This is a genomic window from Citrobacter sp. Cy070, assembly GCF_030332245.1.
Taxonomy (GTDB): Bacteria; Pseudomonadota; Gammaproteobacteria; order Enterobacterales; family Enterobacteriaceae; genus Citrobacter; species Citrobacter youngae.
The window spans coordinates 95,565-112,007 of sequence record NZ_JAOWIG010000091.1; the positions used below are offsets into that span (position 1 = coordinate 95,565).

General features: G+C 50.7%; 17 protein-coding genes. 8 read left to right on the top strand and 9 right to left on the bottom strand.

Going from position 1 to position 16,443, the window contains the following annotated elements:
* Position 1: 1 nt before the first annotated feature.
* Together yczE and OGY19_RS22365 are read left to right on the top strand one after the other, a co-directional pair.
* Complete coding sequence (gene yczE / locus OGY19_RS22360) at positions 2 to 646, top strand: membrane protein YczE (RefSeq protein WP_115600831.1); 645 nt, start codon at positions 2 to 4, stop codon at positions 644 to 646.
* A gap of 48 nt (positions 647 to 694) precedes the next feature.
* Positions 695 to 1,048, top strand: a complete 354-nt coding sequence (locus OGY19_RS22365; RefSeq protein ID WP_061067436.1) for a DUF1428 domain-containing protein — start codon at positions 695 to 697, stop codon at positions 1,046 to 1,048.
* Between the two features lie 54 nt (positions 1,049 to 1,102).
* Here the strand turns inward: OGY19_RS22365 and pdeB are convergent, their stop codons facing one another.
* Positions 1,103 to 2,656: a cyclic di-3',5'-guanosine monophosphate phosphodiesterase PdeB gene (pdeB, locus tag OGY19_RS22370; RefSeq protein ID WP_115600830.1), complete on the bottom strand. Its 1,554-nt coding sequence runs from the start codon at positions 2,654 to 2,656 to the stop codon at positions 1,103 to 1,105.
* Between the two features lie 188 nt (positions 2,657 to 2,844).
* Between pdeB and OGY19_RS22375 the strand changes: the two genes are divergently transcribed.
* Both OGY19_RS22375 and ykgO read left to right on the top strand, forming a co-directional pair.
* On the top strand, positions 2,845 to 3,105 hold the full coding sequence (locus OGY19_RS22375; RefSeq protein WP_005125189.1) for a type B 50S ribosomal protein L31: 261 nt from the start codon (positions 2,845 to 2,847) through the stop codon (positions 3,103 to 3,105).
* 1 nt (position 3,106) lies between these two features.
* Entirely contained in the window at positions 3,107 to 3,247 is a 141-nt protein-coding gene (gene ykgO / locus OGY19_RS22380; RefSeq protein WP_005125190.1) for a type B 50S ribosomal protein L36, read from the top strand.
* Positions 3,248 to 3,325: 78 nt separating this feature from the next.
* Here ykgO and OGY19_RS22385 read toward each other — a convergent pair whose 3' ends face one another.
* The 6 genes from OGY19_RS22385 to acrA all read right to left on the bottom strand — a co-directional run bounded on the left by OGY19_RS22385 (position 3,326) and on the right by acrA (position 10,127).
* Positions 3,326 to 3,796 carry a YlaC family protein gene (locus OGY19_RS22385; protein WP_040232692.1) on the bottom strand — a complete coding sequence of 157 codons (471 nt, stop codon included), beginning with the start codon at positions 3,794 to 3,796 and terminating at the stop codon, positions 3,326 to 3,328.
* 116 nt (positions 3,797 to 3,912) lie between these two features.
* Positions 3,913 to 4,464: a maltose O-acetyltransferase gene (gene maa / locus OGY19_RS22390; protein WP_115600829.1), complete on the bottom strand. Its 552-nt coding sequence runs from the start codon at positions 4,462 to 4,464 to the stop codon at positions 3,913 to 3,915.
* A gap of 188 nt (positions 4,465 to 4,652) precedes the next feature.
* Complete coding sequence (gene hha, locus OGY19_RS22395; RefSeq protein WP_002892050.1) at positions 4,653 to 4,871, bottom strand: hemolysin expression-modulating protein Hha; 219 nt, start codon at positions 4,869 to 4,871, stop codon at positions 4,653 to 4,655.
* A 27-nt stretch (positions 4,872 to 4,898) separates the two neighbouring features.
* A complete protein-coding gene (gene tomB, locus OGY19_RS22400; protein ID WP_003021733.1) occupies positions 4,899 to 5,273 on the bottom strand; it encodes an Hha toxicity modulator TomB in 375 nt (124 codons plus the stop codon).
* A 488-nt stretch (positions 5,274 to 5,761) separates the two neighbouring features.
* On the bottom strand, positions 5,762 to 8,911 hold the full coding sequence (gene acrB, locus OGY19_RS22405) for an efflux RND transporter permease AcrB (protein WP_286597227.1): 3,150 nt from the start codon (positions 8,909 to 8,911) through the stop codon (positions 5,762 to 5,764).
* A 22-nt stretch (positions 8,912 to 8,933) separates the two neighbouring features.
* Positions 8,934 to 10,127 (bottom strand): multidrug efflux RND transporter periplasmic adaptor subunit AcrA, encoded by a 1,194-nt coding sequence (gene acrA, locus OGY19_RS22410; protein WP_101741783.1) that lies wholly within the window; start codon positions 10,125 to 10,127, stop codon positions 8,934 to 8,936.
* 141 nt (positions 10,128 to 10,268) lie between these two features.
* On the opposite strand from acrA, the gene acrR reads away from it, so the two are divergent.
* Both acrR and mscK read left to right on the top strand, forming a co-directional pair.
* Entirely contained in the window at positions 10,269 to 10,919 is a 651-nt protein-coding gene (gene acrR / locus OGY19_RS22415) for a multidrug efflux transporter transcriptional repressor AcrR (protein ID WP_061067439.1), read from the top strand.
* 127 nt (positions 10,920 to 11,046) lie between these two features.
* Positions 11,047 to 14,412, top strand: coding sequence for a mechanosensitive channel MscK (gene mscK, locus OGY19_RS22420; protein ID WP_115600828.1), 3,366 nt, complete (start codon positions 11,047 to 11,049; stop codon positions 14,410 to 14,412).
* Positions 14,413 to 14,486: 74 nt separating this feature from the next.
* Here the strand turns inward: mscK and rsmS are convergent, their stop codons facing one another.
* Both rsmS and priC read right to left on the bottom strand, forming a co-directional pair.
* Complete coding sequence (rsmS, locus tag OGY19_RS22425) at positions 14,487 to 14,648, bottom strand: pleiotropic regulatory protein RsmS (protein WP_071887323.1); 162 nt, start codon at positions 14,646 to 14,648, stop codon at positions 14,487 to 14,489.
* 14 nt (positions 14,649 to 14,662) lie between these two features.
* Positions 14,663 to 15,190, bottom strand: coding sequence for a primosomal replication protein N'' (priC, locus tag OGY19_RS22430; RefSeq protein ID WP_186336723.1), 528 nt, complete (start codon positions 15,188 to 15,190; stop codon positions 14,663 to 14,665).
* 69 nt (positions 15,191 to 15,259) lie between these two features.
* Between priC and OGY19_RS22435 the strand changes: the two genes are divergently transcribed.
* The gene (locus tag OGY19_RS22435) at positions 15,260 to 15,637 is read left to right on the top strand and encodes a DUF454 family protein (RefSeq protein ID WP_003847534.1); all 378 of its coding nucleotides are present in this window, start codon (positions 15,260 to 15,262) and stop codon (positions 15,635 to 15,637) included.
* A gap of 193 nt (positions 15,638 to 15,830) precedes the next feature.
* Positions 15,831 to 16,382, top strand: coding sequence for an adenine phosphoribosyltransferase (gene apt, locus OGY19_RS22440; protein WP_005125198.1), 552 nt, complete (start codon positions 15,831 to 15,833; stop codon positions 16,380 to 16,382).
* Positions 16,383 to 16,443: the final 61 nt, after the last annotated feature.

Consider the following 16,443-nt stretch of genomic DNA (forward strand, 5'->3'; position numbering starts at 1 on the left):
TATGCTGCGTCGTTTACTTCAGCTGTATGTTGGACTGGCGCTGTACGGCGTTTCGACGGCGATGTTTGTCCGTGCAGATTTAGGGGCTGATCCGTGGAACGTATTTCATCTGGGCGTGGCAAATCTATTATCGATGAATATCGGCCTGGTGATCATCGCCGTGGGTGTACTGGTCCTGCTGGCATGGATACCACTGCGCCAGCGCCCCGGATTTGGCACTCTCAGTAATGTCATTATGATTGGTTTGGCGGCAGATGCCGCGCTGGCGGTGATCCCAGGATTCGAATCGCTACTGACGCGCAGTGGACTGCTGGTTGCGGCGGTGATCCTGAATGCGTTAGCCACCAGTCTGTACATTGGCGCCGGTTTTGGTGCGGGCCCACGTGACGGCTTGATGACCGGCATTCATGCGCGTACTGGTTGGTCTGTACGGACCATCCGGACCGCAATCGAGGTGTCGGTTTTGCTCAGCGGTTGGCTTCTTGGCGGAACCGTGGGTGTTGGAACGGTACTGTATGCGTTAGCTATTGGACCGTTAATTCAGATTTGCCTGCCGTGGTTTCGTCATCTGCCGCAGTCACGTATTTGTGTTCGGAATGAGCCTACGCGTGATTGCCTGCTGACGACTAAACTTAACCTCGACTGACGCGGCTGGAATCGGCTTGCCGCGCAGTACACTTCGGAGGTTTATCTGATGAAGTATGTTGATGGTTTTGTTGTTGCCGTTCCTGCCGAAAACAAGGAGGCATATATCGCGATGGCGGCAAAGGCTGCGCCGCTTTTCAAGGAATTCGGTGCACTGCGCGTTGTGGAGTGTTGGGCTGATGATGTTCCCGACGGTAAGTTGACCGATTTTCGTATGGCGGTGAAAGCGCAGGATCATGAAGAAGTGGTATTCAGCTGGATTGAATACCCTTCCAAAGAAGTCCGCGATGCGGCGAACCAGAAGATGATGTCCGATCCCCGTATGAAGGAGTTTGGTGAATCTATGCCATTTGATGGCAAGCGAATGATCTACGGTGGATTCTCGCCCATTATGGAAGAGTGACATGACTGGCTGTGCGGCGTGCCGCCAGCCATCTCAATACACGCCAGTGCCATGCTAAAGTCGTTTTTCCGCCCACAGAATAAATTCCGCCTTTGGCAGTGCTTTGCTGTACAACCAGCCCTGACCATACTGCACGCCATGTTGACGTAGCCAGCTTTCCTGGTTCTCGGTCTCGATGCCTTCTGCCACCATTTCCAGCTCCAGCGTTTTGGCTATCTCGATAATATGTGGCGTGACGTTATTGTATTCCAGCGCATCGACGAACGATTTGTCTATCTTCAGGATGTCTACATCCAGATCCTGCAAATAGCTCAGACTGGAATAACCGGTACCAAAGTCATCAATATAGATTGAGTGACCCGCCTGACGGTATTTAGCAATAAACGGCGCGCTGTTTTTCGGGTCGGCAAATTCGCGTTCAGTCAGTTCCAGGGCAATTTGTGCGGGTTTTAGTTGCCAGTGGTTAACCATGCGGCTTAGCAGCGCCGGAAGCGTTTCGGACTTCAAATCGGCCGACTCAAGGTTGAGTGATATATGCTGTTGAGGATGTTGATGCAGCCATTTACCTAGATCCTCGAAGACGTTTTCAATAATCAAACGTGTGAGTGGTTCTGTCAGGCCGGTTTCTTCGGCCAGCGGGATAAAAATATCGGGTGAGAGATAGCTACCGTCAGCTTGTCGCCAGCGGGCCAGTGCTTCCGCACCTACGACCTTTCCTGTTTTGAGCGAAATAATGGGCTGGTAATGGACCTTGATAGCCCGGTTCTGAATGGCATCTTGCAATTGGTGATGGGGGGACTGCAAGCGGCGCAAAATACGCAGGATAAAGAGGGCGGTGAGCAGGCCAATAATGAGCCCTGCCGGGAGCCAGATCAGCGCCTGTCGGTGCCAGGATTTTTGCAAAGGTAATGTCGACGCCCAGCTTACGATAGTGATGCCCAGTTCGGGGAAAGGGCGAGAATTATAAATACTGCCCTCTTTTTGAAAATGGCTGATAGAACGGTCTTTTTGCAGATGATGTAACACGTCTGAAGGGAGATCGGCACTACTGGCCACCACGACGTTGCTTACTGTACCCACAATGGCGACTTCGATAGGCCATGAACCAAATGGAATGACATCAATGAACGATCCCGGATCGATCATCACGACATAATGTTCGCTGCCGAGCGCCGCCATAAAACGTTGTATTCCGAGGTCGTTTTGCGAAGTTAACCAGGCGCGATAGCCATCAGGTGTCATTTTCATTGGTGGCGGAAACGCAGCAGCCAGGCTCCTTTTCTCAAGGGAGGAACATTGTGGAACATTGCCTTTGAGGTACATCACTTCCTGAATATAACGGTAGCTGTATGACAACCGGCGCATTTCCAGCAAATGTTCCTCTGAGCAGGGCACACCCTGGAAGGCTTCTATTTTGCGTAGCGCTTTTTTGGCCTGCTCGCCGACGCGTTCTGTACGCAAAGCGACGCGGGTAGAAAATGAATCAAGTTCATCGATAAATTTCGTTTCGACCTGACGATGTGCCAGCCACAGGCTTAAACACACCGGTACGAGGATGGACAGAACCAGTATTCCCGTCACCAGGCCAATCAGATGTCGTGTTGTCACGGTGATATCCTTATTTACACAGCATAGGGAAAGTATATCTGAAAGCCGAAAAAGCTATTCGATTGGCATCATATATTTACGGCCACTTATCATCCCGTTTAGTAACCCACAACGTAAATCGGGTTGTGATTCGTACAAGAGTGGTGTATTTTGTTGGGTATGTTATAACGTAACAAATTGAGGTTGCCATGAAACCGGATATCCACCCTTTTTATCGCCCAGTGGTGTTTCACGATACCAGTGCCAATGAATACTTTAAGGTCGGTTCGACGATTAAAACCGAACGAGAGATTGAGTTCGAGGGCCAAATGTACCCGTACGTAACGCTTGATATCTCGTCTAAGTCACATCCGTACTATACCGGTAAACAGAAAACCTTCGATAATGAAGGCAGCGCGGCTCGTTTCCAGAAACGTTTCGGCCACTTCATTGGCACTAAGCGAGGTTAAGATGCAGGTACTCAATTCACTTCGCAGCGCAAAGCAGCGGCACCCTGACTGCCAGATAGTCAAACGCAAAGGGCGTTTGTACGTCATCTGCAAAACGAATCCGCGGTTTAAAGCGGTACAGGGCCGTAAAAAAAGACGTTAGTCACTTCGCCAGCATTACAGGGACTGAAGTGCGTTCCCCTCGTGGGACGCACTTTTTTTTGTTTGTGACAGGCTGTGATTACTGACTAGCCTGCGCGCGGGTTAGTGTGAAGACATCATAAAATGACAGTTCGCCTTTCCGCGTTATCATTTTTTGCAGTTGGGCCTTATGCTCACTGTCGACTTGGGGAGAGTGCAGAATAGTGTCGATCAGCGAGGGTGGCACAAAGCGTGTGTTGTACCATTCACCGTTATAGCAGACTCTGAAATCCAGTACGTCAATGTCTTCAAAGCGGTAACGTGGCGCAACGTCAAAAAAGAAAAAGGCGTTGAGTAAGGCGAACAGTACAACCAACAGCCATACCGAATCGACCAGCGTTTCTGATTGCAGCATAACCGCCAGTGTGGCAAAAAACGCAACATACATGCCGATAAATAGCCCTGGATGTTTACGAATAAAGCTGATGCTAAAGCGCGGTTTGTTGTCGCGCTTTTCGCGAATATTTAAGTCATCGATGGTTTCGGTAAGCAGGCGTTGTATTTCTGTCATCTCTTGCCTTCGTGAAGTCTGCAATAGTCAGGAGGGATCAGCCCATTTTAAAAGGGGATACTGTCTGAGAAAAGTAACAGATTAACCACAATTTAGCATAACAGTTACATATCAGATCACAGTGTTTTGATGATCCGTGCCGGATTGCCTCCGACGACGGTGTTTGCCGGAACGCTTTTCGTCACCACTGCGCCTGACGCCACAACCACATTGTCGCCCAGTGTTACCCCCGGATTTATGACTGCGCGACCACCGATCCAGACATTATTCCCGATGGTTACAGGTTTCCCTAGTTCAACCCCGCTATTGCGTTCGTTAGCGTCCAGTGGATGAGTTGCCGTATAGATATGGACTCCCGGTGCCAACATACAGTTATCACCGATGTGGATTGGGCAGACATCAAGCATGACGCAGTCGAAGTTGGCGTAAAACGCTTTGCCGAGATAAATGTTATACCCGTAGTCGCAACGAAAAGAGGGCTCAATGTAAGCGCCTTCGCTTTGCCCCAACAGATCGCGCAGGATAGCCTGACGTTCACTCTGCGCATCGGGTGCGGTGGCATTGTATCGGTGGATGAGTAGGCGTGCGCGGAGACGGTCGTTGCGCAACGTTTCATCTGCCGGGCGATACAATTCGCCGGCGATCATCTTTTTCTTATCTTCACTCATTACGAACTTTCCCGTTTGCTGATAGGCAGTCACAGTACAGTAAAACGCAATGCAGGGAAGGGGAACGTTCCCGTTTTCTCACTGTGATCGCAATCACGTGATTTGAATTAAATAATGATAGTTGGTGCGGGAAATGGTCAGCCAGACAAACAAATGTTTCGCGATACCTGACTTAACCTCATGAGCAATTAACGAATAAATTTCCAAACAGATGTTGGGATCTTGTCGTAGAGCTTATTCATTGTCAATTCAGCAAGACGATGATCGGCGGCTGAGTAAAATACAGCCAGTTCATTGTCAGACAATTCATATTTATTTTTCTCAATAACACGTTCAAGCGTGTCAATTGTTTGACAGCGTCGCAGGCGCATCAAATAATCTGTTTTAGTTAATGGTTTATCGGACATAACTCTTACCTATGATTGTAATAATTTTTAACAAGACAAACTGACAGGATTAGCCCTGGTGGCATTGACAAAACAGCGAAACAGTCGATTACCTGACTTCCGCCATTTCTGTAGATCCTGCGTATTAATACCATAACTACTGAACAACATAAAAGTGTCATCCAGGTATTCATCAATCTGCGCGATCAGCTTATTGTCCTCATTGTACTTAATTTTATAATTAAGTGCGAAGGTTGCAATATGCTCTATCAGTTCATTGAGCTGCAAGCTGGTTGCAGAGGTAGGGTCATTTACCCAACCATGATTGCTTTGTTCAAGGTTTGCAAGACAGTCATGATACAGGGTTTCGCAGAGAAATTTAAGCTGCGCGATATCATGTCTTTTCGGTGAGTATTCATCCATAACGCATCCCCTTCTTAGTGGTTTAGACTAACCGAACACCTTTCGGGATGGATACAACAAACGACCTGGAACTTGCCCGCGACTCCTGATGATTTAACTATAATCTACTCTAAAAAAGATTTCATCGTCATATCACGAAAAATTACAATTATGCAAAATTATGACGCAGTCCCATTTTTACATTTTAACAGATAAATGCCGGTATTCGAAATGGAACAACTTCTTTATTCTCGGCCAATCATCACGTTATCTTGTTTAGGTTTAGCAACGAAAGGCGACAACCGACTCTGTGAACGAAAACTAGGAATAGTCTTAATATTTATTTAAGTAAATAAGGGTTCATGACGCTTTTTAAGAATAGCCTTTAGACTCACAAGGATTATATCGCTTATTTAAACAAGAGAAAATAAACGAAATCGCAATAAGCGCTTTTTATGATTTTTTTCCAGAAAAAAGGCCGCTTGCGCGGCCTTATCTTTAGGAATGTATCAATGATGCTCAACTGAGTGGCTATGTTCAACATCTTCGTTCTTGCGGCTAAAGCGGCGGCGGACCACCACAAAGAACACCGGAACAAAGAAGATAGCCAATACGGTTGCTGTGACCATCCCGCCCATTACGCCAGTACCGACGGCGTTCTGCGCGCCACTCCCTGCACCGGAGCTGATAACCAGTGGCATTACGCCGAGGATAAAGGCTAACGATGTCATCAGAATCGGACGTAAACGCATACGAACTGCGTCCAGCGTCGCTTCTACCAGGCCTTTACCTTCTTTATCCATCAAGTCTTTGGCGAATTCGACGATCAATATCGCGTTCTTCGCCGACAACCCAATGGTTGTGAGCAGGCCCACCTGGAAGTAAACGTCGTTGGTCAAACCACGGAATGTTGCCGCCAGCAGCGCACCGATAACCCCCAGTGGAACGACCAGCATAACGGAGAACGGAATTGACCAGCTCTCGTACAATGCCGCCAGACACAGGAAGACGACGATCAGTGAAATCGCATACAGGGCAGGTGCCTGGTTACCGGACAGCCGTTCCTGGTAGGACATGCCCGTCCAGTCATAGCCGATACCGGATGGCAGTTTGCTGGCCAGTTGCTCCATCATTGCCATCGCTTCACCGGTACTTTTACCCGGTGCGGCCTGGCCCAGGATTTCCATGGAAGGCAGACCGTTATAGCGTTCCAGACGCGGAGAACCATATTCCCAACGTGAGGAAGAGAACGCAGAGAACGGTACCATTTGTCCATCGCTACCGCGGACATACCAGTTTCCAATATCTTCCGGCAACATACGGTATTTGGCTTCAGACATGACGTAAACTTTCTTCACACGACCACGGTCGATGAAGTCGTTAACGTAGCTTCCGCCCCATGCAGCGCCCAGCGTTGTATTAATGTCACTAATGGAAACACCCAGAGCCTGCGCTTTTTCCTGATCGATATCGATCTTGAATTGCGGAGTATCTTCCAGACCGTTAGGACGTACGCCTACCAACAGATCTGGATGTTTCGCGACTTCACCAAACAGTTGGTTACGCGCCTGAGTCAATTTTTCATGGCCCAGACCAGCCTGGTCAATCAACTGGAAGTCGAAACCCGTCGCGGTGCCAAGTTCTACGATTGCTGGCAGGTTAAAGGCGAATACCATGGCGTCTTTAATCTGCGAGAATGCACCCATCGCACGTTGAGTAATGGCCTCAACTTTGTTCTCTTCGCCCGGACGTTCACTCCAGTCTTTCAACGAGACGAACGCGATACCGGTGTTCTGACCACGACCCGCAAAGCCGAAGCCGTTAACGGCAAACACCGATTCAACGTTCGCTTTTTCTTTAGTCAGATAGTAATCCGTCATTTCGTCCAGCACCTTCTGGGTACGCTCTTGCGTTGCACCCGCTGGCAGCTGAGCCATTGACAGGAATACCCCCTGGTCTTCATCCGGCAAGAACGAACTTGGCAGACGAACGAACAGATAGGCCATGCCCACGACGATGATCAGATACAGCGCCAGATAACGACCGGTGCTGCGCAGAATACCGCCTACGCTGTCGGTATAGTGGTGCGTGCTCTTATCGAACATGCGGTTGAACCAACCGAAGAAGCCCGTTTTGCCTTCACCGTGATCGCCTTTAGCAATCGGTTTAAGCATTGTTGCACACAGGGCAGGGGTCAGAATCAACGCCACCAGTACAGACAACGCCATTGCGGAAACAATGGTGATGGAGAACTGGCGGTAAATCGCACCGGTAGAACCCCCGAAGAAGGCCATTGGGATAAATACCGCTGACAGTACCATCGCGATACCCACCAATGCGCCCTGAATCTGGCCCATTGATTTACGCGTTGCTTCTTTCGGTGGTAGCCCTTCTTCGGCCATGACACGTTCAACGTTCTCGACCACCACGATGGCGTCATCCACCAACAGGCCGATGGCGAGCACCATCCCGAACATCGTCAACGTGTTTATCGAGAAGCCGAAAATCGCAAGGACGGCAAACGTACCCAATAGCACCACCGGCACGGCGATAGTCGGAATCAACGTCGCGCGGAAGTTCTGCAGGAACAGATACATGACCAGGAACACGAGGATGATTGCTTCCACCAGCGTTTTCACTACTTCGTGAATAGAGATTTTCACGAATGGCGTAGTGTCATACGGGTAAACGATCTTCAGGCCTGACGGGAAGAAGGGTTCCATCTTCTTCAGCTCTTCGCGGATAGCGTTCGCGGTGTCGAGGGCGTTAGCGCCTGTCGCCAGCTTGATACCCAGACCAGACGCAGGTTTGCCGTTGAACTTCGCAATGATGTCGTAGTTCTCGCCACCCAGTTCGACTTTCGCGACGTCACGCAGACGTACCTGAGAGCCATCCTGGTTCACTTTCAGCAGAATTTTGCCGAACTCATCTGCGGAGGTCAGACGGGTTTGCGCGATGATCGACGCGTTAAGCTGCTGGCCTTTCACTGGCGGCGTACCGCCTAACTGACCGGCTGCAACCTGGGCGTTCTGCGCTTTAATGGCGCTGATCACATCAACCGGCGTCAGCTGGAAGTTGTTCAGTTTATTCGGATCCATCCAGATACGCATCGCGTACTGGGAACCGAACAGCTGCACGTCGCCCACACCTGAAGTACGGCTGATCGCATCCTTCATGTTGGCGCCCACGTAGTCGGAAATATCCTCCTGCGTCATGGTGCCGTTGGTGTTGATGACGCCGACAACCATCAGGAAGCTACTGGACGATTTCTCGACGCTCACGCCCTGTTGTTGTACTTCCTGCGGCAGCAGCGGCATTGCCAGCTGCAGTTTGTTCTGCACCTGAACCTGCGCAATGTCAGCATCAGTACCTGACTGGAAAGTCAGGGTGATCTGAACCGTACCGGTTGAGTCACTGTTAGAGGACATGTACATCAGGTTATCGATACCGTTCATATTCTGTTCGATAACCTGCGTAACAGTATCCTGTACTGTTTTGGCATCAGCGCCAGGGTAGGTCGCGGAGATCGTCACTGCCGGAGGTGCAATAGTAGGATATTGCGCTACCGGCAATTTGAGGATCGCGAGCCCCCCTGCCAACATGATGATAATGGCGATCACCCACGCAAATATGGGGCGATCGATAAAGAAATTAGGCATGTCTTAACGGCTCCTGTTTAAGTTAAGACTTGGACTGTTCAGGCTGGCTACCGCTTGCGCCTTGCTGGTTATTATCCGCGGTGACTTCCTGCGCTTTAACCTGAGCGCCAGGACGAACTTTCTGCAGCCCACTTACAATCACACGGTCGCCTGGCTTAAGTCCTTCAGTGACTAACCATTTGTCGCCAATTGCTTGTGCTGCCACAATTTGACGCGTTTCAACTTTGTCATCAGCACCGATAACTAATGCACTGGCATCGCCACGCGGTGTGCGGGTAACGCCTTGCTGTGGAACCAGTAACGCCGTTGGGTTTGTCCCTTCTTCCAGACGCGCACGGACGAACATGCCCGGCAGTAGGGTGTGATCCGGGTTCGGGAAGATTGCGCGTAACGTAATTGACCCAGTGGTTTGATCAACCGTCACATCCGAAAACTCCAACGTACCGGACTGCGGGAATTTAATACCGTCGCTGGTAACCAGTTCGACTTTTGCTTTACCGTTCTCTTGCTTCAGCGTGCCATTGGCCAACTCTTGTTTCAGGCGCAGGAAATCGTTACTTGACTGCGTCACATCGACATAGATGGGATCCAACTGCTGAACGGTCGCCAGTGCGGTCGCCTGACCGTTTTGCACCAGTGCGCCTTCAGTAACAGATGACTTACCAATGCGGCCGCTGATTGGCGACGTGACTTTGGTATAGGCCAGGTTGATACGTGCGGTTTCTACTGCGGCTTTCGCAGCGACAACAGCAGCGTTCGCCTGTTGTGCATCTGCCTGCGCGCTATCGTAGTCCTGTTGACTGATGTACTTCGTACCTAACAGTTTCTGATAACGTTTAACCGTCAGCTGAGCGATATTTGCCGCTGCTTGTGCTTTGGCCAGATCGCCTTTCGCACTTTCGTACGCGGCCTGGTAAGTAGCAGGATCAATCTGATAGAGAGACACACCTGCTTCAATGTCGCCGCCTTCGGTAAAGTTACGCTTCAGGATAATACCGCTGACCTGAGGGCGAACTTCCGCAATGCGAAACGCACTGGTGCGACCTGGGAGTTCAGTTGTGATCTGTAGAGGTTCAGTTTTGAGCGTCACAACTCCAACTTCTGGCATCTGCTGGCCCCCTTGTTGGGCCTGTTTGTCGTCACATCCTGTTAGCGCTAAGCTGCCTGAGAGCATCAGAACGACTGCCAGAGGCGTTAACCCTCTGTTTTTGTTCATATGTAAACCTCGAGTGTCCGATTTCAAATTGATCAATGGCTTAAAGCCCATAAACCCATTGCTGCGTTTATATTATCGTCGTGCTATGGTACATACATTCACAAATGTATGTAAATCTAACGCCTGTAAATTCACTGACATATGGCACGAAAAACCAAACAACAAGCACAGGAAACACGGCAGCACATTCTGGATGTTGCTCTGCGTTTGTTTTCGCAGCAAGGGGTATCATCCACCTCGCTTGCGGAGATCGCAAAAGCCGCTGGTGTAACGCGCGGTGCTATCTATTGGCATTTCAAAAATAAGTCGGATTTATTCAGTGAAATCTGGGAGCTAGCAAAACCTAACATTGATGAGTTAGAAACTGAGTATCAGGCAAAATTCCCCGACGATCCACTATCAGTATTAAGAGAAATTTTAATTTACGTTCTTGAAACTACCGTGACAGAAGAACGCCGACGTTTATTGATGGAGATTATATTCCACAAATGCGAATTTGTCGGGGAAATAGCATCAGTTCAGTTAGTCGAACGTAGCCTGTGCCTGGAAAACTATGACCGTATAGAAAAAACGTTACGCCACTGTATGGATGTCAACATGCTGCCGGAAAACCTGAACACACGTCGTGTTGCGGTGTTAATGCGTAGCTATATTTCCGGAATCATGGAGAACTGGTTATTTGCCCCCGAATCATTTGATCTGAAAAATGAGGCTCGCCACTACGTGGCGGTGTTGCTGGAGATGTGCCTGCTTTGTCCAACCTTGCGCCTGCAGATAGGGGAGACACGCTAACTTACCATTTCTGCACCAGGAATTCTCCTGGTCATTTTGCCTCCTGCTATTCTGCTGGTCACAGCCGTGATATTCTTGCCGCTTGACTATTTCCGGTCACTTTCCCGGTTCAGAAACATTCATTCTCATGACTATGTTGCAGCTCTATAAACGTTCACAGCATGTAATTGCTATTAGCATTCTTTTCTTCATTCTATTGCTATCCTGCCAGTCATCTGCATTTGCGCGGGCGCAACAGAGTGGTGAACTGCCGACGAAAGCGGATATCCAGAGCCAGTTAGACACGCTGAGTAAACAAAAAGATCTCTCCGCGCAGGATAAGCTGGTCCAACAGGATCTCATCGATACCATCGCCACGCTGGATAAAATCGATCGCGTGAAAGATGAGACCGTACAGCTTCGCCAGAAAGTGGCCCAGGCGCCGGAGAAAATGCGCCAGGCAACGGATGCGCTAAATTCGCTCAGCGATGTCGATAATGATGACGAAACGCGGAAAACGCTGAGTACGCTCTCTCTGCGCCAGCTTGAATCTCGTGTCGCCCAGGTGCTGGACGATCTGCAAAGCGCGCAAAACGACCTTGCAGCCTACAACAGTCAGTTGGTCTCGCTGCAAACGCAGCCAGAGCGCGTGCAAAATGCGATGTACACCGCATCACAGCAAATGCAGCAAATCCGTAATCGCCTGGATGGAACTAATGTGGGTGAGGTGGCATTACGCCCCAGCCAACAGGTGTTGCTGCAGGCGCAGCAAGCGTTGCTGAGCGCGCAGATCGATCAACAGCGTAAAAGTCTGGAAGGCAACACTGTTTTGCAGGATACCTTGCAGAAACAGCGTGATTATGTAACGGCGAATACGAATCGTCTCGAACACCAGCTTCAGTTGCTGCAGGAAGCGGTGAACAGCAAACGTCTGACGCTAACCGAAAAGACGGCGCAGGAAGCGGTAACGCCAGACGAAGCGGCCCGTATCCAGACCAACCCGCTAGTTAAGCAAGAACTTGATATTAACCATCAGCTCAGCCAGCGTCTGATTGCCGCGACCGAAAACGGCAACAGCCTGATGCAGCAAAATATTAAAGTCAAAAACTGGCTTGACCGCGCGCTGCAATCCGAACGCAACATTAAAGAGCAGATTGCCGTTCTGAAAGGCAGTCTGCTGCTGTCGCGTATTCTGTATCAGCAACAACAAACGCTGCCGTCGGCGGATGAACTTGCCGATATGACCAACCGGATCGCCGACTTGCGTCTGGAGCAGTTCGAAGTCAACCAGCAGCGCGACGCGCTGTTCCAGAATGATGCGTTTGTCGCCAAACTGGAAGAAGGGCACAGCAACGAAGTTAACGGCGAAGTCCATGATGCCTTACTGCAGGTTGTGGATATGCGCCGTGAACTGTTGGATCAGCTCAATAAGCAACTGGGCAACCAGCTGATGATGGCGATTAATCTGCAAATTAATCAGCAGCAGTTAATGAGCGTGTCGAAAAACCTGAAAGGGATCCTCACGCAGCAGATTTTCTGGGTTAACAGTAACCGTCCGATGGACTGGGACTGGATCAAAGCTTTCCCGCAAACACTTAAAGACCAGTTTAAGTCGATGAAAATCACGGTGAACTGGGAAAAAGCGTGGCCCGCAGTGTTTATTGCGTTTCTGGCGGGATTGCCGCTGCTGCTCATTGCCGGGCTCATCCGCTGGCGTCTTAAATGGTTGAAAGAGTACCAGGCGAAATTAGCCGCCGCGGTAGGTAACCTGCGTAATGACAGTCAGCTCAACACGCCAAAAGCGATTCTGATCGATCTCATCAGAGCCTTGCCGGCGTGCCTGATTATCCTCGCGGTAGGTCTGATTCTGTTGACTATGCAGTTGAATATCAGCGACCTGCTGTGGGCGTTCAGCAAGAAGATGACCGTCTTCTGGCTGGTGTTTGGTCTGTGCTGGAAGGTGCTGGAAAAAGATGGCGTGGCGATTCGTCATTTTGGTATGCCAGCAAAACAAACTAGCCACTGGCGTCGCCAGATTGTGCGCATCAGCCTCGCGCTGTTGCCGTTAAACTTCTGGTCGGTTATTGCTGAGCTGTCGCCGCTCAACCTGATGGACGATGTGCTGGGTCAGGTGGTCATTTTCCTCAACCTGCTGCTGATCGCCTTCCTGGTATGGCCAATGTGCCGCGAAAGCTGGCGCGATAAAGAGTCGCATGGTCTGCGTCTGGTGACGATTACCGTGCTGTCGATTATCCCGATAGCATTAATGGTGCTGACGGCAACCGGCTATTTCTACACCACGCTGCGCCTGGCGGGACGCTGGATTGAAACGGTTTATCTGGTCATTCTCTGGAACCTGCTGTACCAGACCGTGCTGCGTGGATTAAGCGTCGCGGCACGCCGTATCGCCTGGCGTCGTGCGCTGGCGCGTCGTCAGAACCTGGTGAAAGAAGGGGCGGAGGGCGCAGAGCCGCAGGAAGAGCCGACCATCGCGCTGGAGCAGGTTAACCAGCAAACGCTGCGTATCACCATGCTGGTGATGGTGGCTCTGTTTGGTGTTCTGTTCTGGGCCATTTGGTCTGATCTGATCACCGTGTTCAGCTATCTCGACAGCATTACGCTCTGGCATTACAACGGCACCGAAGCGGGTGCGGCAGTGGTGAAAGACGTCACCATGGGTAGCCTGTTGTTTGCCATTATTGCCTCGATGGTGGCGTGGGCGTTAATCCGCAACTTACCCGGCCTGCTGGAAGTGCTGGTACTGTCGCGACTCAAAATGCGCCAGGGGGCATCGTACGCGATCACCACGATCCTCAACTACGCGATCATCGCCATCGGCGCAATGACGGTCTTCGGATCGCTCGGCGTCTCGTGGGATAAACTGCAATGGCTGGCCGCCGCTCTGTCGGTTGGTCTGGGTTTTGGCTTGCAGGAAATTTTCGGTAATTTTGTTTCCGGTCTGATTATTCTGTTTGAACGCCCGGTGCGTATCGGCGATACGGTTACCATTGGTACGTTCTCAGGAACGGTCAGCAAGATCCGTATCCGTGCCACCACCATTACCGATTTCGATCGCAAAGAGGTGATCATCCCGAACAAAGCATTCGTGACGGAGCGTTTGATCAACTGGTCGCTCTCCGATACCACCACGCGTCTGGTGATCCGCATCGGCGTGGCCTACGGTTCGGATCTGGACAAAGTGAAGAAAGTGCTGCTGCAGGCGGCGATGGAGCACCCGAAAGTAATGCACGATCCGGAGCCTGCGGTGTTCTTTACCGCCTTCGGCGCCAGCACGCTGGATCATGAGCTGCGTTTATACGTGCGCGAACTGCGCGATCGCAGCCATACGGTTGATGAACTTAACCGTGCGGTCGATCGTTTGTGCCGTGAAAACGACATTGATATTGCCTTTAACCAGCTCGAAGTGCACCTGCACAACGCGAAGGGCGACAGCGTGACTGAGGTTAAGCGTGACATCATTAAAGGTGACGATCCGACGCCTTCGGTAGGTTAATAGAAAAAATCATCAGGCCTGCGAGCTTCGATTCATTCGTAGGCCTGATAATTGAAACGCCATCAGGTTTTCAGTTACAGCTCTTTTTTAGATAAAGAGAGCAGTTTCTTTTCGTAATCCCGTTTAACAATCTCCAGCGCCTTCAGTACGGTTTCAGGTGCAACCTGGTTTTCCTCAAGTAAAACAATCAAATCGACGGCCAGTTTGACCTCGTCCGGGGCGTTCTCTAATGACATAAATTCTCCGGGGATTAACGGGTTAAACGCGCCAGCACGTTTTCTATTCTTGCCAGAGCATGGCGGCAGCGAGCCAGTCGCGCCTCGAATGCTTCTACTTCACGATGCAGTTTTTGCTGTTCTTCAAAACCCGTTGCCTGGGCCAGACGCTCTTTGCGTTCACGCGTCATTTCCACCAGTCGGCGTTCAAACTCCTGGTGTTGAACCCGCTTGCGCTGCCAGCGCGCCAGGCCTGGAGATGCGCTGTCCCACTCGCGGAGCGACCAACTGGCGGTTTCACGCGAAATCGCCTCTAACTGTGAGGCAAGGTGTTCCGCCAGCCAGCTAATTTGTGGTAGTTGTTGCTGCTCAACGGCGCGACGTAGGGCAGTAAGATTATCGTCAGCTTCATCCAGACAGGCCTGCAGCAACGTGCTGCGAGTGTGAAACAGATGCCTGTCAAAGCGGGCGCTCAGCGTGGCGTGATGCGCCAACGGAGCACACTGCTGCCGCAGGCGGTTAAGCTGGTTTTCAAGCGTCTGTAGCAGCATGACGGTTTTCACGACAACACTCCGATGAAAATGAGAACTGTTATGCTAAAGTAACGATTCTCTGTGTTAAGTACTGATATTATGCAACGCATTATTCTAATCATCATTGGCTGGATAGCGGTAGTGTTAGGCACGCTGGGCGTTGTATTGCCGTTGCTGCCCACGACGCCATTTATCCTGCTGGCCGCCTGGTGTTTTGCCCGCTCATCGCCGCGCTTTCACGACTGGTTGCTTTACCGTTCGTGGTTCGGTGGGTATCTGCGTCACTGGCAAAAACACCGCGCGATGCCGCCGGGAGCAAAACCGCGCGCGATTTTGTTGATCCTGGTGACGTTTGCTATTTCCCTCTGGCTGGTCAATATGATGTGGGTACGCGGCCTGCTGCTGGTTATTCTCGCCTGTTTACTGATTTTTATGTGGCGGATCCCGGTGATTGATGAAAAACAACAAAAGCAGTAAAGCGCAATAATCGCTGTTGCAATTGTCTCTCGCAGCCAGTAAATTCGACCGTTTTCGAGCACAGGCGCAGATGGTCAAAGGTTAACCAAGTGTAACCCTGGCCCTAATATAGACACAAAATCATTCAAGATACGTCGAGGATGAAGTGTATAGTGCGCCGTGAAGTAATACTGTATCAATCAGGCACAAACTTATGACCGCGACTGCACAGCAGCTTGAGTTTCTCAAAAATAGCATCAAAAGCATCCACGATTACCCAAAACCGGGCATTCTTTTCCGTGATGTCACCAGTTTACTGGAAGATCCGAAAGCCTACGCCCTTAGCATTGAATTGCTGGTTGAACGCTATAAAGATGCGGGTATCACTAAAGTGGTTGGCACCGAAGCGCGTGGCTTCCTGTTTGGCGCGCCGGTAGCGTTGGGTCTGGGCGTCGGCTTTGTTCCGGTACGTAAACCGCGTAAGCTTCCGCGTGAAGTGATTGCTGAGAGCTATGAGCTGGAATACGGCACCGATCAGCTGGAAATTCACGTTGATGCCATCAAACCGGGCGATAAAGTCCTGGTTGTGGACGACCTGCTGGCAACCGGCGGCACGATTGAAGCGACCGTGAAGTTGATCCGCCGTCTGGGTGGCGAAGTAACCGATGCTGCCTTTATCATTAACCTGTTTGATCTGGGCGGCGAACAGCGCCTGGAAAAACAGGGGCTGACCTGTTATAGCCTGGTGCCTTTTCCAGGGCACTAATCAGTTAAGCAGTACCTGACGACACAACCTCGCCGTTGCTGCGAGGTTGTGTTAGCATTAC